This window comes from Actinoplanes sp. NPDC049118 (genome assembly GCF_040648555.1).
In the GTDB taxonomy this organism is placed as follows: domain Bacteria; phylum Actinomycetota; class Actinomycetes; order Mycobacteriales; family Micromonosporaceae; genus Actinoplanes.
In genome coordinates, this window is sequence record NZ_JBEZDY010000024.1 from 79,803 (window position 1) to 103,938 (window position 24,136).

The window sequence follows — 24,136 nt, forward strand, 5'->3', positions numbered from 1 at the left end:
GTGACGTTCCTCGCGTTTGCGGTCGGGCTCTATGGTCGACCGCAGATCAGTTCAAGATTGGGGAGACCGCGGTGCTTCGGCGCATGACACTCGCCTCGTTCCTGCTGCTGTCCCTCGCGGCGTGCGGGCATTCCACCGACGGCGGCAAGCCCGCCGACGCCGCGCCGGGCAGCACCCAGGCAGTAGGCGCCGCACCGGCAGGCACCAGCACGCCGGGCGCCACGCCGACCGGGCGGTCGTCCGTGTCGACGCCCGGGCCGGGCACACCGACCGCCGCCGCCGATCAGCTCACCGGCACGCAGCGCGCGTACCTCAAGGCGGCCGACACGGCGAAGGGCACGATCACCTTCGACCTGGTCGAATGGTTCGAGGGCAAGGCCGCGGTGAACGCCTGCAAGGCGGACGGCGTCGAGCCGGCCGAGAACGACTGGTGCACCGGCTGGTACATCCGCAACAACAACAAGAAGGTGCGCACCTACCCGGTCGCCCCGGACGCGAGCCTGCGCATCGTCGGGACCACCGGAACGGACCTCGTGGACGCCGATCTGAAGAAGTTCCGGGCGACGCTGCTGACGACCGGCCGGATCTTCGTCTTCACCGTGAAGGCGGGCCAGATCACCAAGGCGGACGAGGTCTACTCGCCCTGACGCACCGCAGACCGGGCCCGCATCACCCGCCTGCCCTGTCGTCGGCGGCTTCGCCGCTCGGCCGGTTACTCGCCCCGGAACACCGGGGAACGTCGCTGGAGGCTCGCCTCGATGCCCTCGGCGCTGTCGCGAGTCGCCCACAACTCCCTCTGTTCGGCCAATTCATGGTCGAGGGCCCGCCGGACCCTGGCCGCCAGGTCGCCCCGCAGCGTGTCCCGGATGGACCGCACCGCCAACGGTGCGGATGCGGCGATCCGGAGCGCCAGCTCCCGGGCGGTTTCCAGGAGCAGGCCCGGCTGTGCGAGCCGGTCGGCAAGACCGATGCGTACGGCCTCCTCGCCGCCGACCCGCCGCGCGGTCAACAGCATGTCGGCCGCGACCTGCCGACCCACCAGCTCCGGCAGGGTGACGCTCAGGCCGAAACCCTGATGGAAGCCCAACCGCGCGAAGTTCGCCACAAACCGGGTCGATGCCTCCGCGACCCGGAAATCGGCAGCGCACGCCAGCCCCAACCCGCCACCCACGGCGCTGCCCTGCACCGCGGCGATCACCGGAGTCCGCACCTCGAACAGCCGCGCCGCGTACCGGTACAAGCCCTGCGCCGCGGCCGCCCGGTCAAGGACGAACTCGCCCTCGCCCAGATCCGCACCGGCGCAGAAGTGCTTGCCCTGCGACGCCAGGATGATCACCCGGCAGGCGGAGTCGTCATCCAGAGCCAACGCGGCATCGACGATCCGAGCCAGCAGCGACTCGTCGACGTGGTTCGCCGGCGGCCGACGCATCTCCAGAAGAGCCACACCATCGGCAACGGTGACCGACAGATCCGTACTGATTTCCGAACCCACTGCATGCCTCCGCGAGCAACGACGAACTGTCACGACACCCTGCCACACGCGGCAGACGACGCCGCCGAAACCGACCAACCTGGTAGGTAGCGGGTTTCGGGTCCTGTCCCCCAACCCTCGAGGTTACGGACGAGGCCGTCGGACTTGTCCGAAATCGGGCCGGCAGTGGCATTGATGGTCTTCGGGTGGAAACTCGCGGCGCCCCCTGAGACCGGCGTTTTATCGGACGCCGCCATGCACCTACTGTGTGGCGATGACTCTCGCCGACATGGCACGGCCTGCCAACGACCCAGTCCCCGCCTCGCCGCCACGGCGTCGCGGCCAACGGCTGGCCGTCGGCGTCTCGATCGTCCTGCTGCTCATGGCCGGTGGCACCACCGCGGCCACCTACTACTACGACAGCGTGCCCCTGGTCGAGAACAACGTCTCGTACCCGGTCGTGCCGGTGGCGGAGCTACCGGCTCCGGTGGCCAGCGCCTTCATCGCCGCCGTCGACCCGGACTTCTACACTTCCAACAACTCGCTGATCACCCGGCGGTACACGGTGATCGCGGCCGGCGCCGGTGAGGAATCCGACTGGCGAACTCGGATCATGGCGAACAAGGCCGAGGCCGGCTACACCAAGACGGAGATCCTGGACCGCTACCTCAACAGAGCCGACTACGGCCGCGGCGCGGTGGGTTTGGTAGCCGCCGCACGAACGTACTTCCACAAGCCGGCCGCCCAACTGACCGTTGCCGAGGCGGCGCTGCTCGCGGTGCGGCTACACCCCGACCGGCCCGAGCCGAAGGCTGGTTGGGAGCAGGTGCTGGACACCATGGTGGAGCGCGACTGGTTGAGCCAGGCCGAACGGAACAGCCTCGCCTTCCCCGGCTGAGGAGGGTCCGAAGGTCCGCGGCGGTCGGGCGGGGCGGTCGGGCGGTGTGGCGGCACTTGTCGCCGCCACACCGTGATCAACCGTCGAGGTCAGTTCAGGGCGAATCGCCGGTTGGTCTGGCCGTTGCAGTCGTAGAGCTGTACCCGCGTGCCGTTGTTCTGTGACGCGTTCGGCACGTCGACGCACCTGCCGGACTGGGCGCCGACGATCCGGTTCGCTCCGCTCGGCGGGTCCGAGGGTGACGGGGAGCCGGTGCCATCGCTCGGGGGCGGCGAGGTCGGGCCGGCGGCGTTGAGGGCGTTGAGTACGGAGTTGTAGGCCGCCTTCTTGTTGCCGCCGCCGTCGAACAGCAGCGGGCTCTCACTGGAACGCCATGAGTCGCTGTCCCGTACTCCCCACACGGTGATGCCGATGCAGCGGGGCACGTTGATGCAGGCCTGGGTCAGCCCGGCGTACTGGGAGGTCGAGGCGTTGGTGACGTCGACCTCGGTCAGGGCCACGTCAACGCCCAGAGCGGCGAAGCTCGAGAGGGTGGTCTGGAAGTTGCCCGGCAGCGAGCTGCCGCCGGTGAAGTGGGTCTGCAGGCCCACGCAGTCGATCGGCACGCCACGGGACTTGAAGTCTCGGATCATGTTGTACACGCCCTGCGTCTTGCCGTAGGACCAGTTCTCGATGTTGTAGTCGTTGTAGCAGAGCTTGACCGACGGGTCGGCGTTGCGCGCGGTACGGAAGGCCACCTCGATCCAGTCGTTGCCGGTGGACTGCAGGTTGGACTGCCTCGACGCACCGCTCAACGCGGCCGCCGGAGCCGCGGTGCAGCTCTGGGACTGCAACGGCGGAGCGAATCAGCAATGGACGCTGCGGTCCGACGGGACCGTCCGCGGCACGCAATCCGGCCTCTGCCTGGACGTCGACCACAATCTGACCGTCAACGGCACCGCCGTGCTGCTGTGGACCTGCACGAGCGCCGCCAACCAGATCTGGAGCCGCCAGTAGACCAGGGACGCGTTCATCGACGGAGGCGGAGCGCTCACCTCGACGGCGGGCAAGGGTGCCGCCGGTGGATCCGGCGGCACCCTTGCTTCCCGCGTGTACCACCTCACGCAGACACGGCGCAGGTCATCGCCGGGGCGGACGGCGTGCCCGAGGCGAGGAATCCGAACGTGGTGGACGCCCCCGCGGCGAGACTGCCGTTCCACGTCTCGTTGACGACCTGCTGCGTATTGCCACCGGAGGTGTGGCGGCCGCCCCACAACTGGGTGATCGACTGGCCGCCGGCGAACGTCCAGCCGACCCGCCAGCCGGTCACCGCCGCGGCGCCGGCCGTCACCGTGACCTCGGCCTGGAATCCGCCCTGCCACTGACCGACGATCCGGTACCCGGCGGTGCAGGCACCCGGCTGGGTGGTGGGCGACGAGCTGGGCGTGCCCGGCGTCGACGGCGAGGAAGGTGTGGCGCCGGGCAGCTGCGTGAAGAACCTCCAGATCTCCCCGCCGGTCCAGGTCCGGGCGGCGCTGGTCGAGGTGGAGCCGTCCACCGGCTCCGGCGTGTGGTCGCCGTCGAACGCCGCCCACACCACCGGGTATCCGGCACGGCAGCCCGCGTACGCGGTCACGATGTGGGTGAGGCTGCCCGGAGCCGGCTCGGTTGGACTCTGCGATGTGCATCCGTTGTTGCGGACGAACGTGTCCCGGATCGAGCGGCCCATCGAGATGTTCAGCACGCTGTCGTGGGTTCCGTGGATCCCGAGATAGGCGACCGGCTGCGTGCCGGGGCCGCAGCCGCTGAGGTTGGCGCCGGAGAGCACCGCGACCGCGCGGAAGACCGCCGGCCGGGCACAGGCGACGGCGTAGCTCATCGAGCCGCCGTAGCTCCAGCCGAGGGCGAACAGCTGCGTGGTGTCGACGCACAGATCGCCCTCGATCAGCGAGGTGAGGTTGTCCACCAGGGTCAGGTCCCGGCCGCCGGTGTTCGCCCAGCCGTTGTCGATGCCCTGCGGTGCGACGATGATCGCCGAGTTGTCCGACAGCTGCTGGAGTCCGTAGTAGCCGCCGCCAGCCACGGTTGCGGCGCTTCCGTTCAGCCAGTGGAAGGCGAAGATCAGCTTGTACGGCCTGTTGCGGTCGTAGGCGTCCGGGACCCGGAGGATGTACGTACGGTTCTGGCCCCCGCTTGCGATGGTGCGGGTACCGCTGGTCAGCGTCGGCACCCTGCCGCACCCGGCGGTCGGTGCGGCCGCGGCGGGGATCACGGCCATCGTGGCCAAGGCGACACCGGCCGCTACCGCCGAGCCGGCGAGTTTTCGGATGGAGATCACGGTTCCTCGATTCAGGCGACGGTGAACTGGTTGACGGTCACGGAGCGTTGTACATGACGAAACCTTTCGGACGGAGAATTGCGGCAGGAATGAGCTCTGTCCGGCAAGAGTGAACGTTAACAGGCGGATTGTTCGGGATATTACGGGAGCGCTCCCACAAATTCAAGCAGTCGTCTCGACTCGGCCATAGAGGCGCCCTGACCAGCGGTTTCTAAGTTCGGTCCAGACGTAACGCTTTTCCGTCAGGATCTTTTGTCGCATCCTGAAATACGGGGGATCAATAGATACAGTTGAATTACTTCGGCGTCCCCCATAACATCCGGAAATACTTTGCCCCGGCAATCCCGGAACGCCAGCTCCCCGAATCCCCCAGGAGTAACCGATGACCACGAAACCGACCCTGCGCCGCTGGTGGCGTGCCGCCGCGGCGGTGACGCTGGTGGCCAGCGGGGGCATCGTCGCGCTCACCGCCTCCGCGGCGTCCGCCGCGACCATCGACACCAGCGCCTCGTACGTGCTGGTCAACCGCAACAGCGGCAAAGCCCTCGACGTCTACAACCTCGCCACCAACGACGGCGCACGCATCACCCAGTGGACCCGCAACGACCAGGCTCAGCAGCAGTGGCAGTTCGTCGACTCCGGCGGCGGCTACTACCGGCTCAAATCGAAGCACTCGGGCAAGGTGCTCGATGTCTACAACTGGTCCACCGCCGACGGCGGATCGATCGTGCAGTGGACCGACAACAACGCCGCCAACCAACAGTTCAGCACCCAGGACATCGACGGCTACGTCCAGCTGATCAACCGCAACAGCGGCAAGGCCCTCGAGGTGCAGGGTGCCTCCACCGCCGACGGCGGCAACATCGTCCAGTACGCCGACTGGAACGGCACCAACCAGCAATGGCAGCTCGTCCGGGTCGGCACCTCCACGCCCACGACGCCACCGACCGGCTCCTGCGACCTCCCGTCGACCTACCGCTGGACATCGACGGGCTCGCTGGCCAACCCGAGGTCGGGCTGGGTGTCGCTCAAGGACTTCACCACCGCCCCCTACAACGGCCGGCACCTGGTCTACGCGACGACCCACGACACGGGATCCACCTGGGGCTCGATGAACTTCGGCCTCATCACGAACTGGTCCGACCTCGCCTCGGCCAGTCAGAACGGGATGTCCTCGGCCACCGTCGCGCCATCGCTGTTCTACTTCGCCCCGAGGAACATCTGGGTGCTCACCTACCAGTGGGGCGCGACCGCCTTCTCCTACCGGACCTCGAGCGACCCCACCAACGCCAATGGATGGTCGGCCGCGCAGCCGCTGTTCACCGGAAGCATCACCGGCTCCGGCACCGGACCCATCGACCAGACGGTCATCGGCGACGGCACCAACATGTACCTCTTCTTCGCCGGGGACAACGGCAAGATCTACCGGGCCAGCATGCCTATCGGGAACTTCCCCGGCAACTTCGGCTCGTCGTACACCACGATCATGAGCGACTCGACGAACAACCTGTTCGAAGCACCCCAGGTCTACAAGATCCAAGGCCAGAACCGATACCTCATGATCGTCGAGGCGATCGGATCGAACGGACGTTACTTCCGCTCCTTCACCGCCACCAGCCTCAACGGCTCATGGACCCCGCAGGCCGCAACCGAGAGCAATCCCTTCGCCGGCAAGGCCAACAGCGGCGCCACCTGGACCAACGACATCAGCCACGGCGAACTGATCCGCACCAGCGCCGACCAGACGATGACCATCGACCCCTGCAACCTGAAACTGCTCTACCAAGGACGCTCCCCCAACTCCGGCGGCGACTACGGCCTCCTGCCCTACCGCCCGGGAGTCCTGACCCTGCAGCGCTGAAGGTCATGGTGATCCCGGACTGCGGGTAGCCGGCGCGGAAGCCGCTCGGGAAAAATCCTTCCGGGCGGCTTCCGCGCCGATTGGCCGAATTCGCCATAACGGTTTTTCAGTAAGGACTTCTGATTGCGACGTGCGGGATTTGCTCCTTGAACGCCGGGGACGCCCGCTCGTAACATGCGGATCCTGAAGGTGAGCGCTCGAGGCAGGACGTTTCGTGACCCAGCTATCCCGCACCGAGGAAGTGGCTGTCGTCACCGCGGCGCGCGCCGGAGACAGCGGCGCGATGAGCGAGCTGGCCCGGCGCCAACTGCCGTTCGTCTACCGCCTCGTGTGGCAGGCCATGCCCGCCGATCCGGACATCGACGACGTCGTGCAGGACATCATGCTGCGCGCCTTCCAGCAGCTGCCCCGCCTGCGCGACCCGGAGAGCTTCCGGCCCTGGCTCGCCGCAACGGCCTTCCGGCAGATCGCCGCCCACCGGGCCCGGGCCAACCGGTCCGAGGGACAGGCGGCGCCACTCGACGAGGCCGTCGGCCTGCCCGACGCGGCCGCCGAGGTGGAAGGGCCGGCACTGCTGCGGGCGGATCTGGCCACCCAGCGCCGGCAGATCGGCCACGCGACCCGGTGGATGGGCGCGCGCGAGCGGGCCGTCTACTCACTGTGGACGCTGGAATCGGTCGGCGACCTTGCCCGTGCCGACACGGCCAAGGCGCTGGGCGAGAACGTGGCCAGCGCCGGCGTCCGGGTGCAACGCATGCGCGAACAGCTGGACCTGAGCCGCAGGATCGTCGCCGCGCTGGAGGCATCGCCCGGCTGCGCCGAACTGGAGGGCGTCATCGCCGGCTGGGACAGCGTCCCGAGCGCGTTCTGGCGCAAACGGATCGGCAGGCACGTTCGCTCGTGCCCCGTCTGCGCGCGGGCAACCGACGACCTGGTGCCCGTCGAGCGGTTGCTCGCCGGGCTGGCCCTCGTCACCGCCCCGACGGCGCTGACCGGCGCCGTACTCGCCAAGGCTCTCGCCGCCGGCAGCGCCGGTCACGGCGCGACGGCGAGCGCGGCGACCTGGCTCGGCGGTGCCGCGCACGCGATCGGGGCACACCCGGTGATGGCCACGGTCAGCGCGGTCGTCCTCGCCGCCGGTGTGGTCGTGCCGACGACCGGGTGGACCACGTCCGGGCAGCACCGGCTGACCGTCCCGCCCGCGCCGAGCCGATCGGCCGGGCTGCTTGCGACCGGCAGGGTGTCCCTCGAATCGTCCGATGCCGGGGGGAGATATGTCGCGACCTCCGGCGACCGCGGGCTACTCGCCCAGGTCAGCCCGTCGAGCAGCGCCACCGCCCGGCAGCGCGCCACCCTGCTCGCGGTCGCCGGGATCGCCGACCCGGCCTGCTTCTCGTTCCGCGGGCAGGACGGCCGCTACCTGCGTCATTCGTCGTTCCGGCTACGGATGAACCCGGACGAGGGCACCGTGCTGTTCCACCGGGACGCGACCTTCTGCCCCCGCGCCGGGTTCACCGTCGGGTCGATCGCCCTGGAGTCGAAGAACTATCCGGGCTTCTTCGTGCGTCACGTCGGCGACGAGTTGTGGATCGACCAGTACGACGGGAGCGCCGGTTTCCGCGCCCAGAGTTCGTTCTTCCTCCGCGGCCCGCTGGCCTGACCCGTCCCGGAAGAGCATCCCTGGCCGAGTCCCCGCGCGCCGCTCAGGCGGCCACCGCGACCGGTCCGGCGAGCACCGCCGCCAGGTCCGGGGCGGGCATCGGCCGGTAGAAGTGGTATCCCTGCACGAGCGGGCAGTTCAGCCGGCGCAGCATGTCGGCCTGGCCGGCGGTCTCCACGCCCTCGGCCACGGTGGTCAGCCGCAGGCTGGCACCGAGGTCCACGATTGCCCGGGTGAGGGTCAGGTCGTCGCTCTGGAAGCCCGCGTCGCCGCGGTCCGGCGGGATGAACGCACGGTCGATCTTGAGAATGTCGACCGGTAGCTGGCGAAGGTACGACAGGGACGAGTACCCGGTGCCGAAGTCGTCGATGGCGACCCGGACCCCCCACGCACGGATCTCGACCAGCCGGGCGACGACCTCGTCCGCCTCGGCCATCGTGGTGGCGACCAGGTCGGTCTCGGTGATCTCCAGGGTCAGCGCCTGCGGTGGCAGGCCGGTGTCGTGCAGCACCTGCAGCACGGTGTCCGGGAATCCGGGGTCGCGCAGCTGCGGGCCGGCCACGTTGACCGAGACCGTGGTGCCGTAACGCTCGTACCACGGCCGCGCCTCGGTGCAGGCCCGGCGCAGCACCCAGTCCCCGATGGCGCCGATCAGGCCACTCTGTTCGGCGATCGGGATGAACGCGTCCGGCGGCACCGGCCGCTGGCCGGGCGGGGTCCAGCGCAGCAGCGCCTCCACCCCGCGCACGGCCCCGGTCGCCAGCTCCACCAGCGGCTGGTAGTGCAGCACGAACTCGTCGTTCTTGAGGGCGCGGCGCAGCCCCGCCACGGTCTGCGCGTAGTCCTGCCGTTCACTGCGCAGCCGGTCGGTGTAGACCACGACCTGGTTCTTGCCGGCGCCCTTCGCGGCGTACAGCGCCAGCTCGGCGCCGCGGAGCGCGTCCGCGGCGGTGGCCGGCGCCCGCACCGTGTGCAGGCCGACGCTGGTGGTCAGCGACAGCTCCACCCCGTCGAGCAGGAACGGCTGGCGGACCGCCTCCAGCACCGCGGTGGCCACCCCGACCGTGTGCTCCGGGCTGGCCTCCTCCAGCATGACGACGAACTCGTCGCCGCCGAGCCGGGCCAGCGTGTCGCCGTTGCCCAGCAGGGTGCCCAACCGCGCCGCGACCGCGATCAGCAGCTCGTCGCCGACCGGGTGGCCGAGCGTCTCGTTGACGTCCTTGAAGCCGTCCAGGTCGAGCAGCAGCAGACCGTGTGCCCCGCCGGCCCGGCGCGCCAAGGCGTGACCCAGCCGCTCCTGCAGCAGCAGCCGGTTGGCCAAGCCGGTAAGCGGGTCGTGCAGGGTCTGGTGGCTCAGCCGGTCCTGCAGCGCGCGCTGCTCCTCCAGAGCCTCGGTGAGGGCCCGAGCCTGGGCCGCCAGGTCCACGGCGCGGGCCGTGGCAGTCCGGGCGAGCTGCTGCTGCTTGATGACCAACAGCGTCGACATGGCGGCGGTGGCGGCCAGCGGGACCAGAACGTCGGGCAGCTCCGCGTGGCTGGTGATGAGCTCGTCGAGCAGGGAGACCGCCGTGACGGCCGGGCCCAGCAGTGCGAGCACGATCTGCACCATGGGCCGCACCTCGACGCCGAACCGCAGCCGCAGCGGGCCGGCCTCGGTGGGGCGCCCGATCGACGGGTGCATGGCCGCGGTGGCGGCGACGACCAGCCCGAGCAGCCAGCAGGCGGTGGAGACCGGGTTGTGCACGACCTGCCCGGTGACGCTGCCGACCGTGTGGGCGAAGTGCACCATGTCGGCCACGGTCAGCAGCGCGACCAGCGCGGCGGCCAGCAGGTGCGCCGTCGGGGGCGTGGCACCGGTGAACAGCAGCCGGCAGGCGACCGCCACCACCGCGAGGTCGAAGACGGGGAACGCCAGCGCCACGGCCAGCCGGGCGCCGGTCACCGGGCCGCCGTCCAGGAAGCCGTCGATGACCAGGGTCCACATCAGCACCGCCAGCCCGCTGGTGACGATGGCGGCGTCGACCATGCCGGTCCGGTGGGCGCGGCGCCCGGCCATCGTCCAGAGCGCGGCGATCAGCAGCGGGTAGGCGCTGAGATAGATCAGGTCTCCCACCGACCCGAACGGGATCCGCTGCCCGGTGAGCGCGAACTCCACCGACCAGTACACGTTGCCGGCGGTGGCCAAGCAGACCGCGGCGACCAGCAGCCACCACGGCCGGGCCAGCGCCGGCCGGTGCAGCCGGATGCCGAAGACCGCGGCGGCGACCGAGGCCAGCCCGGCGGCGCCGTACAGGGCCTGCGTGGCGCCCCACGGCAGGAACGGACCGACCAGCACGGCGGCGACTCCGACGCCGCTGACGTACCGCCATGCGTACCGGCGGAGCCGGCGCAGCCATGACGGCACGGCCTTGGCCGCCCGCGCAGGCCCGGCCGCAGTGGTCGACACCATGTCGTCCGCCCTTCCTCCGGTGAACCCATGGATACGCGGCGACGGTTACCGACCGGGTGCGAGTTGGGCACCGGCAGGTAGCGGGCGCCGGCGATCCTCGACATCCAGGCGGAATCTCTGGCATCAACACGAAGAAGGCTGGCCCAAGAATCGGACCAGCCTCCTGAACTCCGGATGATCAGCCGGATTCGCTTCCGATCGTCAGGTGTTCACCCACACCAGCGTGGCTCCCAGTTCGGTCTTCACGTCGCCGAAGGTCAGCGAACCCAGGTAGTGCCGCCCCGGGACCAGTCCCTTCCACAACACCGTCACCGGTGCGGCCGCGCCCATCGCGACCGGCCGGCTGGCTGGGTCGGCCACGAGGCCGCCGCCGTCGGACACCTCGAAGGTGTTCAACGGGACGTCGGTCTGCTGGCTGCCGGGAGCGGCATACTGCACCAGGTAGGCGGTGTAGGCGCCGGGCTGCAGCATCAGCGACTCGCTCGCCGTGCCGCCGTCGCTCTGTCCGATCAGCTTGCCGCCGGAGTAGACGAACAGGTCGATGTCCGTACCGGCGCTCATGTCCGCACCGTACGTGGCGACCGCCCCGAAGCTGCCCTCGCCGATCGCGAAATCGACCTTCTTCACCGCGTCCGACTCGGCCGGACTGGCCGTGTCGAACCTGCCGGTACCGGTCAGCCGAAGCGGGTGCACGGTGCCCTCGGCCAGGCCCCTCGGGGTCGTGGTCAGCACACCGGTGAAGCCGCTGCGCAGCGGCACCGTGGCCGAGCCGCTGACGCCGTTCCAGGTCACCGCGTCGGGGGCGCCGGCCAGCACCTCCGGCCGGACCGCGATCGCGCTGCGGACGTTGTGCCCACGCAGGTCCGTCAGGACCAGCGCACCGAACGCGGTCTTGCCGTACTCGGCCGTGGTCCGGGTGAAGGTCACCTTGAACGTGGCGGACTTGCCCGGCTTGATGGTGAAGGTCTGCGGAGCGACGGAGACCGCGATGCCGGGCGGCGCCTCGACCCGCGCGAGGTACGTGCTCGACTTGCCGGTGACGTTGGTGACCGTCCGGGTGACCGTCTGCGTGCCGGCGAGGTCGCCGATCGCGATCGACGCCATGTTGAGATCGCTCGGGTCGATCGCCTTGACCGTGTCGCAGAAGTTGACCTGCTGCCCGTTCTCCCCCTCGGTGACGAAGGGGTACCCGACCGCGCAGGTGTAGCCGAGCCAGTCCTGCGGGCTGGAGTCGTAGACCAGCCCCGGGTCGAACGCGTTGCGGGGCCGGACGTGGCCGTTGCCGAAGTCGTGCGGGTCCGCGTCGGCGCCGAAGCGCTGGATCGGCTTGCCCTCGTTGTCCAGCGTGGTGGCGCTCGTCATGATGGCCGACTTGATCGCCAGCGGCGACCAGGACGGGTGCTTGCCGCGCAGCAGTGCCGCGATGCCCGCCACGTGCGGGGCCGCCATCGACGAGCCGGCGTACATGTCGAAGTCCTGCCGGGCGGGGTGGCCCGCCGGGGAGACCGCCGCCACGATGTTTCCGCCGGGTGCCGCGACATCGGGCTTGAGCAGGTCGCCGCCCCCGATCCGGGCCGGGCCTTCGCCGGAGGTCGCGATGATCTCTGGTGCGCGGCCGGCGTCCACCCGGCTCTGGCCGAAGGCGGCGGTGGCCGCCGCGCCCGCCTCCGCGAGGTACGCCTTGATCTCCGGGGCCTCCGTGGTTCCGATGTGCACAGTCGGCACCGCATAGCCGTCCAGGGAGACCAGGTTGTTCTTCTTGTCGAAGAGAATCATGCCGACGCCGCCGGCGCTCTTGACCGCCTCGCTCTTGCTGATCGCGTCGGACTTCCCGGTGGCGCAGAACACGATCCTGCCGGCAGCCTTCTCCGGGTCCAGCGACCCGGCGAGGCACAGTTCCGCCTCGGCGGCCGTCTTGCCGGAAGCCGCCGCGGTGGCGGCGTCCACCAGCCCGGCGGACGGCAGGGCCGGGCCGAAGCCGTCGCCGTCGTAGGACTTCCCGTTGCCCAGGGTGACCGCGCGGGACGCCAGGCCGTAGGAGGCCGCCGCCGTGCTGGTGGTCCAGGGCGCGGCGTGCATGACGGAGCTGAGACCGTTGCCGTTGCCCGCCACGGCGGCGACGTAGACGCCGGCGGCGGCCGCCTCGAAGAAGGCGCGCTGGATCGGCAGGTTGAGGCCTGGCGCCGCGGTCATCGAATAGTTGATCACATCCACGCCGTCGGCGACCGCGTCGTCGATCGCCGCGATCAGGTCGACGGTCCCGGCGCCCATGTCGCCCGCCGCGTTCATCCGCCACATCGTCTTGTAGACGGCGATCCGGGCCGCCGGGGCGACGCCGGACACCTTGCCCAGCTCCACCCCGCCGACGGTGACGGGTACGTCCGCATTGCCCGCGGCGGTGCCGGCGACGTGCGTGCCGTGGCCGTACAGGTCGCGCGGGGAGGTGAACTCACCCTCGTAGTCGGGGACCTCCGGGTCGTTGCGGTAGTAGCGCGCACCGATGATCTTGTTCGAGCAGACGACGGGCGCCTCGGTGCCCACGTCGCACCGGCCGGACCACTTGGCGTCGATGAGGGCCTGGTCCGGCCGGGGCTCGGGCAGCGGCGCGAAACTGGGGTTCTCGGGCCAGATTCCGCTGTCGATGACGCCGACGATGACGCCCTCGCCCGCATGCGCGCGGCCCCCGAACTCCTTGGCCCACACGCCGTCGGTGCCGTCCAGTCCCAGCGCCGCCGGCGCGGAGGCGGGCTGGGCTGCGGCGGGCTGCGGCGCCGACTGCGCCCGTACGATCTCGTTCCGCCACACCTGCACGACGCCCGGCGTGTCGTCGAGCTTGGCGGCCTGCTGGGCGGTCAGCGTCGCGGCGAAGCCGTTGAAGACGGTGTCGTAGTCGGCGACGACCTTCTTCCCCAGCCCGGCCTTGTCGGTCACCGCGTCACGCCGGGCCCGCAGGTGCTCCCGGTACGCGCGGTAGTTCCAGGTGTCCGAGTCGAGCCGCTCGCCCTCGTCGGGCTTGGTGGCCGGGATTCCGCTGACGCCACCCTCGTACGAGGCCAGCGGCACCCCGGCGAGCTCCACCAGGTACGTCTGAGATTGCGTACCGCCGTCCCGCGCGGCCTGCACGCCGGCGGGAACCGCCAGCGTGACCACGAGCAATGCCGCCGCGGACATGGCGATCATGGATGGGCGTCGGTGCCCCACCCGTCGCGAGAACAACAAGAGCCTCGTACCTCCGTGACTTCACAGCACAGGCCGGGCGGTCGGGTCGACCGCCGACAAACCTGTGGATCTTTCCAAGAATGATCAACCAGATCGAGAGTGACGCCCCGGCTCGGGGCCCCGGCGCCGGGCCACGGTCCGGGCCGTGTGCAGGTCCGCGCAGACCCTGAGGTGCGGCCCGGACAACCGGCGCAGAGCAGCCGACCGGACACCCGATGCGATGCGGCTACGCCGGCAGCGGATCGCCGACCAGGTGCTCCACATGCCGTACGCGTGGTTCGCCTGCACCCACGCGAGGACGGCGCACAGCTGCGCGCCGTCTGCGCTTCCTGGCTGACCGCACCGACGTGGACCCCTACGCGGGGTCCACGTCACGGTCGGCCTACGGGTGTTTGATGCTCTGCTGAGCGCAGTTGGAGACGACGTCGTCAGGGTCGACTTCGCAGCCGTCGTTGTCTTTCTCGGTGTTCTCGCGGGATCCGCCGTCGACGCGGTCCTGGTTGCCCACGCCGTCGACGGCGCGCAGCTGGTCACGACCATCGCCGCCGTTGAGGACGTCGCTTCCCGATCCGCCGTCGATGACGTCGTCACCGCCGGCGCCCTTGATCCGGTTGGCGCCGCCGTCACCGATCAGGGTGTCGCCCGCCCGGCTCCCCTCGAGGTTCTCGAGTTCGAGGGCGTTGTCCGTCTCGCCCGACGTGCCATCGTTGGCAACGCCGTCCAGACGCACCGTCACCCCGCGGGGAGACGAGGCGTAGTCGAGGACATCGGTGCCCGGACCGCCGTTGTAGACGTCGACGGAGGTGTCCGGCGATCCGGTCTCGTAGTCACCGGGAGTGAGCCGGTCGTTTCCGGCGCCGCCCAGCACGACATCCTTGCCGTAGCCGCCATGCACACCGTCGTCGCCGTCGCCACCGTCGACGTGGTCGTCGCCGTTGCCACCCCACACGATGTCATCGCCGCCGAGGCCTTCGACGTGATCGTTGCCGAATCTCCCGCTGATCCAGTTGGTACGGTCGTTACCGATCAGTCGATCGTCGCCCTGGCCGCCCCAGATGTAGTCGACGTCGGCGCCGACCAGATCGTTCTCCCCCGCGGCTCCGTCGTTGGCGACGCCGTCCAGGGTGACCGTGACCGACGCGGAACGGCGGGAGTAGTCGACGAGATCGTCGGCGTCCGCTCCGCCCCGCATCACGTCGGCACCGTCCTGACCGGCATCGGCGTAGAAGAAGTCCCCGCCCCGGCCGCCGTCCATCACGTCATCGCCGGCATTTCCGTAGAGCGCGTCGTAGTCGTCGCCGCCGTAGAGGCTGTCGTTGCCCGCACCGCCATAGAGTGTGTCCGGGCCGCCATCGCCCCACAGCTCGTTGTTGCCGGCCCGGTCGAACAGGCCGTCCGAGCCGTCACCGCCATGCACGACGGTGGGCATGTTCGTCTCCACGGTCACCCTGTCGGCGCCGTCCCCGGACGAGACGACGATCCGCGTGAACGCATCCGTGCCGCACCTGACATGTCGCGGGTCCGTCACCTGGCACCCGGCCTGCGGCAAGATCCCGTGGCGCGACTCGACGGTCACCCACGAGCCGGCAGCGTCCGTCACCGGCCCCGAGACAGTGATGTCGTCACTGTTCGCGCCGTCGGAGCTGACATCGAGCGTCCCGTCGGCCACGGTCGCCGTGACGCCCACCGTGGCGGCGGCCACCGGGCCCGCGGGCCACACCGCAGTGAAGGGCACGAGCCCCAGCAGCCCCGCGACGGCGTACCCCCGCATCGTCGTGCGCCTCATATCTCTCCCCATCTTCGATCGAGCGCAGTGACTATAGGGCAGCGGCCGACTACCTGCACAGACGGCAAGACTGTGGTCTTGACAACCTGACGCATGCCGCGGTAAGCGAGCCGAAGGAGCATGCGAACTAGTTGCAGATGGTCGGCCGCCCGCCGGTCTTCGCACGGGTGTATTCGGTGGCGAAACCTGGTCTGTCTATCGCCTGTCGGATCAGGACGGCGGCGGAGCCGACCATCCTTGGACCTACCGGTTCGCGGATAGCGAGGATCGAGCAGACACATAGGACGGGCACCGCCGGCGAAAAGCCTCGACGCTACGCGGCGAGGCGGTCTCGGCCGGCGCGCTTTGCCAGGTAGAGGTGTTTGTCGGCGGCGTCGAACCAGTCCTCGCTCGTCATCGCGGGCTGCAGCTGCGCGAGGCCCATGCTGACCGTGACACGCAGCCCCAGGGCGATCCTGTGCCAGTCGTGACCGCGGATGACGGTACGCATCCGCGCCGCGATCCGCGCGGCCGTGGCCGGGTCGGCGGCGAGGAAGACCCCGAACTCGTCCCCGCCGAAGCGGGCGGGCAGGTCCGAGGCCCGGCATTCCGTACGCAGGATGTGGCCGATCTCTCGCAGCACGGCGTCGCCGACGCCGTGCGAGAAACCGTCGTTGATCTGTTTGAAGTTGTCCAGGTCGACCAGCAGCAGGCACACCTGCTCATTGACCGTCCGTGCGTCGCCGGTCAGGTTCGCCATCCTCCGGTCGAACCCGCGCCGGTTCGCCAGCCTGGTCAGCGGGTCTGTCTGGGCCGCCGTGTCGGCGGACGCGTGGTCGGCCTCGAGCTGGACCCGGCGGCTGGCCTGCCGCAGCATGGCCACCCGGTCCAGCCGCAGCTGCCACAGCTGCTCCGCGTGCGCCCGCAACCCCGCCATCAGGTGCCGGGTGGCCTGACTGGGCTCGGACTGCGCGGCGACCAGGGCCAGCTCGAACTGGAAGATCAGGCGGTGCCGCACCGCACCGGCCAGCGCGCACAGCTGCTCGGCCGCGATCAGCTCCCGCGCGGCCGCGTCGTACTCGCCGATGCTGCGCAACGCCACCCCGTAGGCGAGGTGGGCGAGCCTGGCGTCGAAGAGCCGCCCGTCGGCGTGCAGGTCCGGGATCACCGCGACCGCCAGGGCGCGAGCCTCCTCGGCGGCTCCCGTCTTGGCCAGCCCACACGCCAGCAGCGCCCCCAGCATCGCCTGGTCCGAGCCGAGCAGGGAGTCCGGATCCGCGTCGGCGTCCAGCCACGGCCGGGTCAGCGCGATCACGTCCCGGAACCGGACGCCGGCCTCCTCCAGCCGGCCCACGTGGTCCAGGCGCAGACCCCACTCCAGCAGCGCCTCGGCGCGCTGCAGGTCGCGGATGACCCGCCGGCTGTGCTCGATGGTGTCCGGCCGCGGCTCGGCGGTGGTGGCGTGGTCGGCCAGCTCATACAGCTCGGCCCAGCGGGCGGCCTCGGCGACGGACGACATGGCGGCGTAGTACCAGCTGTCGCGCGGGCAGCTCTCCAGGACGGTCATGGCCGCCGCCAGCTTGTGCAGCCCTTCCTCCAGGCGCCCCATGCGCGACATCACGTCGGCCATGTCGGCGTTGGCCTTCGCCTGCCCGACCCGGGAGACGGCCCGGCGAAGCAGGTCCCACGACATGGCTTCCGCCTCGGCGTAGCGGCCCAGCTCGGTCAGCGCGTACGAGTAGGACTGCACCACGGAACGGGCCGACTCCCGGTCGCCGAACGCCTCCGCGATCCACAGGTACTCGTCGGCGAGCTCGAGGACCTCCTCGTACCGGCCCTCGCCGTATAGCCGGCGCAGGCGCAGGCCCAGGTGCTTCAGAGTGCCGAACTGATCGATGGGTACGGGGAGCCCAGAGCTCGAACCCATGGCAACTCCTTCAGCCCGGTGCCGCAACGCCGCACCACCGTCCAGACAATCGGCCGCGCCCGGTAGCGCCTTAGACCGCGTGTCGTGTGCCGTATGTGACAGCGAGGATCCCGGTCGGGCACCCTGGTCGGCCCGCGACGGACTATCCCTGACGGTTCAGGAGTACCCGGGTGACGGCCGCGACCGCGGGAAGGTCGTCGAGGGTCACCAGCTCGACGGCGTCCGCCGCGCGGACGCACATCGCGTACCCGTAGCCGGGCCCGATCACCGCCGCCGCGAACTCGTCCGGGATCGGGTTGTCGAGCAGGATGACCGATCGGGCCCGGCCGGCCAGTTCCTGCGGCGTGACGGTGATCCCGGCCAGGCCGGCGTCGGGGCTGGACGCCACGACGATCGACACATCGTCGTCGGCGATGAGGTCACGCAGCCGGGCCGACGCCGCCGCGAGGGCGTCGGCAGTGCCGGGCGACGCCGGCCGGTGCCGCGCGGCGACCTCGAACGGGGTGCCGGCCGGCTGGTGGAAGCCGGGCCGCGGCGGCCGCAGGGCGCGCGCCGCCTCCGGGTCGTACTGGTGGTCGACGTGGTCGATCCTCGCCGGGCGGCCGAACAGCCACCCCTGCCCCCAGCGCGCACCGAGGCGACGGGCGGTGTGCAGATCCTCCTCGGTCTCGATGCCCTCGGCGATCACCACCGCGTTGGTGCGTTTCGCCTCCGCGCGTACCAGGGCGCAGACCGCCCCGGCGTGGGCGGTGTGCGGATCGCGGATCAGGCTCATGTCGAGCTTGATCACCTCGGGTTCGAGGATCGGGAGGAAGGCCAGGGACATCGGATCCACGCCGACATCGTCGAGCGCGAGCCCGTTGCCCCACTCCTGGGCCAGTCCGGCGATGCGCATCGCGCTGCCGGGCAGCGCCGGCAGCGCGCGTTCGGTGTATTCGACGATCTCCCGGAACGGCAGCCCGCGGTCGATCAGTTCGATGAGCCGGGGCGACAGCGGCTGGTTCATGACCGCGGGCTCGGCGTTGACGAACAACAGCGGGGGCGGGACCGCCGCGGCCACGGCGCACTCGAGAGCCCGTTCGGAGCAGAGCATGTCGAGCTCGCCGAGCCGGCCCGCGGCGTGGGCCGCGGCGAACAACCGGTCCGGGAACTCCAGAGCGGTGCCGGCCGGCCCGCGCGCGAGCGCCTCCAGCCCCATGACCGCGCGGGTCGACAGGTCGACGATCGGCTGGAACAGCGGTTGCACGAGTCGCCCAGCCAGTATCGCGCCGATCGCGGGGCCGGCAACCGGTGGTGCAGACGTCGATCCGTGGACGGTGCGCATCAGCCGACCTCTCTAGCCTGGCGGTCTCCACCTGCACTATCGACGGCTTACGCCGCCGACTTAACGCATACGCGCGGCCCGAACGAGGGGCGGCATCGCGCGGCAGCACCACGGCGTCACTGAAGTGGCCGGTGTCATCGCGGCGGTCAGATGGGGTTCGGTGTGCAGGCGGCGGCTCGCGCAGCAGCGTGCCGTTGAGGTTCTTCGCGCGGGTGCGATCACACGGCGGTGAGCATGAGGACGTCGGTGGCCGCCGCTCCGGTGGCCCGCATCCGCAACACGGTGACCCCCGCGGCGATCGTTGTGCAGGCCTCGGCGACCTGGGGCAGCTGCCGGCTCCCGGCCTCGGCGGCGATGGCCAGGGCACACAGCCGGGCCATCGCGGTCCCGGTCCGGGTGGGCCGCTCCCCGCGGGCGACGATCGGTTCCGCCGCCCGGGCCATCTGCCGGCCCAGCGGTCGCAACACCGGTACATCGCAGCGTTCCAGCTGGTCCTCGACGGTTTGCAGGGTGCCGGCCAACGACAGCAGGTCGAGCGCCGCGGGTTCGCCCGACAGCGGCAGCGTGGCCATCGCGAACGCCTCCCGCGGCGGGCTGGGCCTGATGGGCAGGCTCATGGTGACCGTCAGGTCGAAGGTGAGCACGGCCGCCATCGCGTCGCCGAGCACCGAGCTGACCGATCCGTGGCAGTCACGCTCGATGCCCCAACCGCCGATCCGCCAGTCCGGGCCCGACAGGCCGGCGAGCACTCCGCTGTCGATGAAGCGATCCAGGATCTCCTCGTCGGTGCCGAGCCGCGGGCCCGGGCTGCGGCCGCGCGCGTGCGCCCGCCGGACCGCCGCACCCTGTTCGCGGCGCATCCTGCGGAACGCGTCGTGCGCCTGCTTGACGACCGGGGCGGTGTCGAATTCGAGCCGGTCGTCGAAGCAGTCACGCAGCCCGGCGAACGGGGTGTCGGCGGCTGCCGGCGAGGTCAGCGTGGCCGTCAGCGAGGCCAGGTCGGCGGGCGTGAGGCTGCGCTGAAACCGGCGCAGCGCCTCCTGGGTCTGCTCGGCGCCGGCGTGACCGTTCAGGGTCCGGACGAGACAGCGGGTGTACGCCCGGGCGGCGCCGCGCGGAACCAGGTACTCCTCGCTGTAGTCCGCGCGGTCGTCGTCCTCCCCCGGCAGGTCAAGGCCGGCGATCGCGCGGCACAGCCCGCGTGCGTGCAGCCGGGTCAGCTCGCTCAGCAGGTGGTCCAGCAGCTCTCCGTCGTCCTCGAGCCGGGCACGCATCTCCTCGGTCGAGACGCGCAGCGCCTCCGGCTCCCCGTCGGCGGTCCAGCGCCTGAGCTCGGTGTCGCCGGCCGTCGCCGTTCCCCAGAAGCGGTGCTCGCCGCTGTGATGGGCGAACGCCGCACCGCCGGGCCCGTCGCGCAGGGCCCGCACGTCCGCCGCGGTGCTCAGCTCGTACCGGGTGCCGGACGGGCCTTCGAGGGCGTTGAGCCAGGTCACGAACGCGGCGGCGTCGTCCGGCCAGACACCGGTAGCCGGCCGCGCGGAGTCGGCTGCGTCCCACCCGCCGTCCGGCGGCGGCCGGCCGGTGTCATCGACGAACAACCGGTAGACCCGTTGCGGTACCGGACGCGCGCCGACCCGGTGGCCGTCGGCCGCCGGCAGCAGCGGCCCGACGCCCTGATCGAGCAGCATCCTGATGATCGCGCCGCGGTGGTGCGGGTCGGCATCGCGCCGCAGCGCGTCCGCCACCGCGTCGGCCAGCCGCCGGCGCAGCCCGGGGTCCAGGACGGTGCTGCCGGACGCGCATTCCATGGCCAGGCTCAGCGCCCCCGGGCCGCCGCCGTCGAGGCAGGTACGCACCACGGTGTCCGGCTCGGCGCTCGCCGCGTACAGCAATTGGGTCTCGCGCCACCAACTGTCGCCGACCGTGCCGGCAAGGGCCGGCCGCAGATCGTGGTCGGCGATGTGGCGGGCCGCCAGATATTCCTGGAAGCTGCGGTGCGCGAACGCGTAGCGGCCGCGACGGATCTCCACGAGCAGCCCGTTGGCGCTGACGTCCGCGACGAACCGCTCCGCGGTGGCGTGGTCGGCGCCGTGCAGCGCCGACCGGATCACCGGGATGACCTCGGCGGCCGGCTGCTCGTTGGCGTAGGCCCGCATCATGGCGTATGCCAGCGTCCCCAGCACCCGCTGCTTCGTCTCCGCGGGCAGGTCGGTGCCCCAGCGGTGCGAGTTCGACCGCCGGGCGAGCACGCCGGAGCACACGTCGGCGTACAGCATCGCCCGGCTGTCCGGCAGCGATCCGCCGCCGCGATGGGCCAGCACCATCATCGTCAGCAGCAGCGGATTGGCGGTGAACCCGGCCAGTTCCGGCCGGGTGCGCAGGCGGGCGAGCAGATCACCGGCCGCGGCCTGCGGCGTGCCCGCGCGTGGCGGCAGCGCCCGGTACATGGCCGACACGAAGTCCCCGACCTGGCCGTCGGTGAGATTGCGGGGCTCCAGCGTGGTCGCCGACCGGATCGGCGCCGCCGTGTAGTCATGCGGCCGGGACGTGATGAGGTAGTCGTTGTCCGGGTACCGGGTGATCTGATCGACGATCCAGTCCCGGATCAGCTCGTCGTCTTCCGGGGACGGCACCTCGTCCAGACCGTCGAGCAGGACGACGCAGTCGCCGCGCTCCAGGCGGCGGCGCAGCCAGCTCTGCGGCTCCTGCCCGGCCAGGTCCTCACCCAGGCTCAACCGCCAGATCCGCCACAGCGGCGCCCGGCGATCGGCCACGATGTCCGGTGCGTGGCGGCGCAGCTCCAGCAGCACGGGCGTCCGGCGCCGATGCCGGCGGCGCCGCGAGCCGGCCAGCGCGCGGGCGATGTGCCGCAGCAGGGTGCTCTTGCCCGTGCCCGGCCCGCCGACCAACGCGAGCACCGCGGGCCTCGGCTGCCCGATGAACTCCCATATGGAGTGACGGTTCGGATCTTGCCCGGCGCCATTGCTCAGCACCCCGGGCGACACGTCTCGGGCCGCCCGGGCCGCCACCGCGACGTCGATGAACACCGCGTCCATCTCGACCGGGACCTCCGGCGGGCTCACCAGCCCGCGCAGGTCGATGTCGCGGGTCGCAGCCCTGACGGACGCGCGATAGCGGGCGGCGAACCGCAGCGAGCGGCGGCGGGCCGGAGCGTCGCCGTCCGGGGACGCGCGTCCCCGGAGCCACCAGGTCGCCAGCAGCGGCAACAGCACCAGGGCGACGCCGACCGGCGCAAGCTCGCCCTGGACGATCCCGGCGATCAGCGCCCGGTCCTGCTTGTCCGGTGCCGCATGAATGCGGCTGATGAACCAGACCGCGGCGGCGACGACGCCGGCGGCCGCGACCAGCGCCGTGACATCCCGGCGGCTGGGTCTCATGGCTCAAGTCTGCCGAAGCGCCCGGCCGCCTGCCACACTGACACAGCCCGCGCCGGCCATGGGCGGGGATCGGGCCGGTCATCCGACCGAAAGTAGATCACCGCCGGACCCCGCGCCCGTACGGCGGCGTCAGGGTTCGATGAGGCCGACCCGGATGGCGTAGCGGGTGAGTTCCAGGCGGTCGCGGAGGCCGAGCTTCTGCAGGATGTTCGAGCGGTGTCGCTCCACGGTCTTGACGCTGATGAACAGCAGTTCCGCGATCTGTTTGGTGGAGTGGCCCTCGGCCACCAGTTTCAGCACCTCTTCCTCGCGGTCGGTGATGGTCCGGGCGGGCGGTGTTTCACCGTCGCGGGCCCGTTCGAGGTAGGTGCGGATCAGGGCCGTCACGGCCCCGGGGTAGAGGAACGGTTCGTCGCGCATCGCTGCCCGGCAGGCCTCGACCAGGTCGCGGTCGGCGACGGACTTGAGGACGTAGCCCGCGGCTCCGACCCGTAGTGCTTCGAAGAAGTACTGCTCGTTGTCGTACATGGTGAGGAACAGCACTCGCAGGCCCGGCAGCGTGCGGGTGAGTTCCCGGGCGGCTTGCAGGCCGGTGAGCCGTGGCATCGCGATGTCCAGGATCGCCAGGTCGGGTTCTTCCGCGCGGGCAAACTCGATCGCCTCGGCGCCGTCGGTGGCCTCGGCGATGACGGCCAGGTCCGGTTCGTTGTCGAGGATCAGGCGTATGCCGCGGCGCACGAGGGCGTGGTCGTCCGCCAGCAGGATGCGGGTCGGCTGTGGCATGGTCATCCGCTCTGGTCTCGGACGGGAACGCGCAGGCGTATCTCGGTGCCGCCGTCGCCGCCGGGAGCCGGCGTCAGGTCGGCGCCGATCAGCACGGCCCGTTCGCGCATGCCTCGGATTCCGGCTCCTTCGGCGGCCCCGCCCAGCCCGGTGCCGTCGTCGCGGATCCGCAGTTCGACGGCGCCGGCGGTACGGCTCAGCGTCAGGTCGACGCGGTGGGCGTGGGAGTGCCGGGCGACGTTGGTGAGGCTCTCCTGCGCGACGCGGTACAGCACGAGTTCGACCTCCTTGCCGAGGTTCGGGAGGTCCGTGGCGAGCGAGTGGTGCACGGTGATCCCGGCGGTGGAGAACTCCGTTGCCAGCGCCTTCAGGGCGCTGTTCAGGCCGAGTTCCTCCAGGACTCCGGGGCGGAGCCGGCGGGCGATGCGGCGGATCTCGTCGAGGCTGTTGCGGGTCGTCTCCTGCACCTGGTGCAGTTCGTCGCGTACCGGTTGGGGTGCGTGGCCGGCCACCCGCTTGAGTTCCAGCAGTACCGCGGTGAGGGTCTGCCCGATCTCGTCGTGCAGTTCCTGGGCGATGCGGGCGCGTTCGGCCTCCTGCGCGGACAGTGCCCGGGCGGTGCTGGTGGCGCGTTCGTTCTCCAGCCGGTCCAGCATGGCGTTGAAGGTGCGGATGAGGTCGGCGATGCCGGCCCGGCCGGTGACCGTGAGCCGGTGCCCGGGGCGCAGCAGGTCGATGGTGGTCATGGTGCGGGTGAGCCGGGCGAGTGGGCTGAGGCCGATGCGCAGCAGGACCGCGTTGGCGGCCAGCATGGCGCCCAGCCCGGCGCTGAGCACCGCCGCTTCGGTGAGCAGCACCGGCGTGGAGACGGTGACGGGCCCGAGTAACAGCAGCACCGTGGCGGCGATGAGGACCGCGGCGTTCAGCGTGAAGATGCGCCAGAACAGCGACACGGGTGGTGACCTCCAGGCGTCGGCCGGACTGCCGTGACGGCGTCGGTTACTCATCGTGCGCGCGATCCTGCGGTCCTGTCCATCCGGGCTGACCCCCACCGCAGGTGGTGG

General features: G+C 70.9%; 15 protein-coding genes and 1 pseudogene. 5 read left to right on the top strand and 11 right to left on the bottom strand.

Going from position 1 to position 24,136, the window contains the following annotated elements; genetic code table 11:
- Window positions 1-83 precede the first annotated feature (83 nt).
- Complete coding sequence (locus tag AB0B58_RS31725; RefSeq protein ID WP_360231007.1) at window positions 84-647, top strand: hypothetical protein; 564 nt, start codon at window positions 84-86, stop codon at window positions 645-647.
- Between the two features lie 65 nt (window positions 648-712).
- On the opposite strand, the gene AB0B58_RS31730 is transcribed toward AB0B58_RS31725, so the two are convergent.
- Entirely contained in the window at window positions 713-1,492 is a 780-nt protein-coding gene (locus AB0B58_RS31730) for an enoyl-CoA hydratase/isomerase family protein (RefSeq protein ID WP_360231009.1), read from the bottom strand.
- Window positions 1,493-1,745: 253 nt separating this feature from the next.
- On the opposite strand from AB0B58_RS31730, the gene AB0B58_RS31735 reads away from it, so the two are divergent.
- The gene (locus tag AB0B58_RS31735; RefSeq protein WP_360231011.1) at window positions 1,746-2,369 is read left to right on the top strand and encodes a transglycosylase domain-containing protein; all 624 of its coding nucleotides are present in this window, start codon (window positions 1,746-1,748) and stop codon (window positions 2,367-2,369) included.
- Window positions 2,370-2,461: 92 nt separating this feature from the next.
- Here the strand turns inward: AB0B58_RS31735 and AB0B58_RS31740 are convergent.
- Window positions 2,462-3,157, bottom strand: a pseudogene (locus AB0B58_RS31740) (endo-1,4-beta-xylanase); the annotation flags it as partial.
- Between the two features lie 25 nt (window positions 3,158-3,182).
- Here AB0B58_RS31740 and AB0B58_RS31745 point away from each other — a divergent pair.
- Entirely contained in the window at window positions 3,183-3,365 is a 183-nt protein-coding gene (locus AB0B58_RS31745; protein ID WP_360231013.1) for a ricin-type beta-trefoil lectin domain protein, read from the top strand.
- 103 nt (window positions 3,366-3,468) lie between these two features.
- Here AB0B58_RS31745 and AB0B58_RS31750 read toward each other — a convergent pair whose 3' ends face one another.
- Window positions 3,469-4,626 carry a cellulose binding domain-containing protein gene (locus AB0B58_RS31750; RefSeq protein ID WP_360231146.1) on the bottom strand — a complete coding sequence of 386 codons (1,158 nt, stop codon included), beginning with the start codon at window positions 4,624-4,626 and terminating at the stop codon, window positions 3,469-3,471.
- Between the two features lie 442 nt (window positions 4,627-5,068).
- Between AB0B58_RS31750 and AB0B58_RS31755 the strand changes: the two genes are divergently transcribed.
- Window positions 5,069-6,547: a non-reducing end alpha-L-arabinofuranosidase family hydrolase gene (locus AB0B58_RS31755; RefSeq protein ID WP_360231016.1), complete on the top strand. Its 1,479-nt coding sequence runs from the start codon at window positions 5,069-5,071 to the stop codon at window positions 6,545-6,547.
- A gap of 214 nt (window positions 6,548-6,761) precedes the next feature.
- On the top strand, window positions 6,762-8,207 hold the full coding sequence (locus tag AB0B58_RS31760) for an AbfB domain-containing protein (protein WP_360231020.1): 1,446 nt from the start codon (window positions 6,762-6,764) through the stop codon (window positions 8,205-8,207).
- Window positions 8,208-8,250: 43 nt separating this feature from the next.
- On the opposite strand, the gene AB0B58_RS31765 is transcribed toward AB0B58_RS31760, so the two are convergent.
- From AB0B58_RS31765 to AB0B58_RS31800, 8 genes are all read right to left on the bottom strand, one after another.
- A complete protein-coding gene (locus AB0B58_RS31765) occupies window positions 8,251-10,656 on the bottom strand; it encodes a bifunctional diguanylate cyclase/phosphodiesterase (RefSeq protein WP_360231023.1) in 2,406 nt (801 codons plus the stop codon).
- Window positions 10,657-10,857: 201 nt separating this feature from the next.
- A complete protein-coding gene (locus AB0B58_RS31770; protein ID WP_360231026.1) occupies window positions 10,858-13,836 on the bottom strand; it encodes a S8 family serine peptidase in 2,979 nt (992 codons plus the stop codon).
- Window positions 13,837-14,257: 421 nt separating this feature from the next.
- Window positions 14,258-15,826, bottom strand: a complete 1,569-nt coding sequence (locus AB0B58_RS31775; protein ID WP_360231029.1) for a calcium-binding protein — start codon at window positions 15,824-15,826, stop codon at window positions 14,258-14,260.
- Window positions 15,827-15,974: 148 nt separating this feature from the next.
- Window positions 15,975-17,567, bottom strand: a complete 1,593-nt coding sequence (locus tag AB0B58_RS31780; RefSeq protein ID WP_360231032.1) for a GGDEF domain-containing protein — start codon at window positions 17,565-17,567, stop codon at window positions 15,975-15,977.
- 142 nt (window positions 17,568-17,709) lie between these two features.
- Window positions 17,710-18,813: an EAL domain-containing protein gene (locus tag AB0B58_RS31785; RefSeq protein ID WP_360231035.1), complete on the bottom strand. Its 1,104-nt coding sequence runs from the start codon at window positions 18,811-18,813 to the stop codon at window positions 17,710-17,712.
- A 296-nt stretch (window positions 18,814-19,109) separates the two neighbouring features.
- Window positions 19,110-22,289, bottom strand: a complete 3,180-nt coding sequence (locus AB0B58_RS31790; protein WP_360231038.1) for an NACHT domain-containing protein — start codon at window positions 22,287-22,289, stop codon at window positions 19,110-19,112.
- 129 nt (window positions 22,290-22,418) lie between these two features.
- On the bottom strand, window positions 22,419-23,078 hold the full coding sequence (locus AB0B58_RS31795) for a response regulator transcription factor (RefSeq protein ID WP_360231041.1): 660 nt from the start codon (window positions 23,076-23,078) through the stop codon (window positions 22,419-22,421).
- The gene (locus tag AB0B58_RS31800) at window positions 23,075-24,025 is read right to left on the bottom strand and encodes a sensor histidine kinase (RefSeq protein WP_360231044.1); all 951 of its coding nucleotides are present in this window, start codon (window positions 24,023-24,025) and stop codon (window positions 23,075-23,077) included. The genes AB0B58_RS31795 and AB0B58_RS31800 overlap by 4 nt, the downstream gene beginning before the upstream one ends.
- Window positions 24,026-24,136 lie beyond the last annotated feature (111 nt).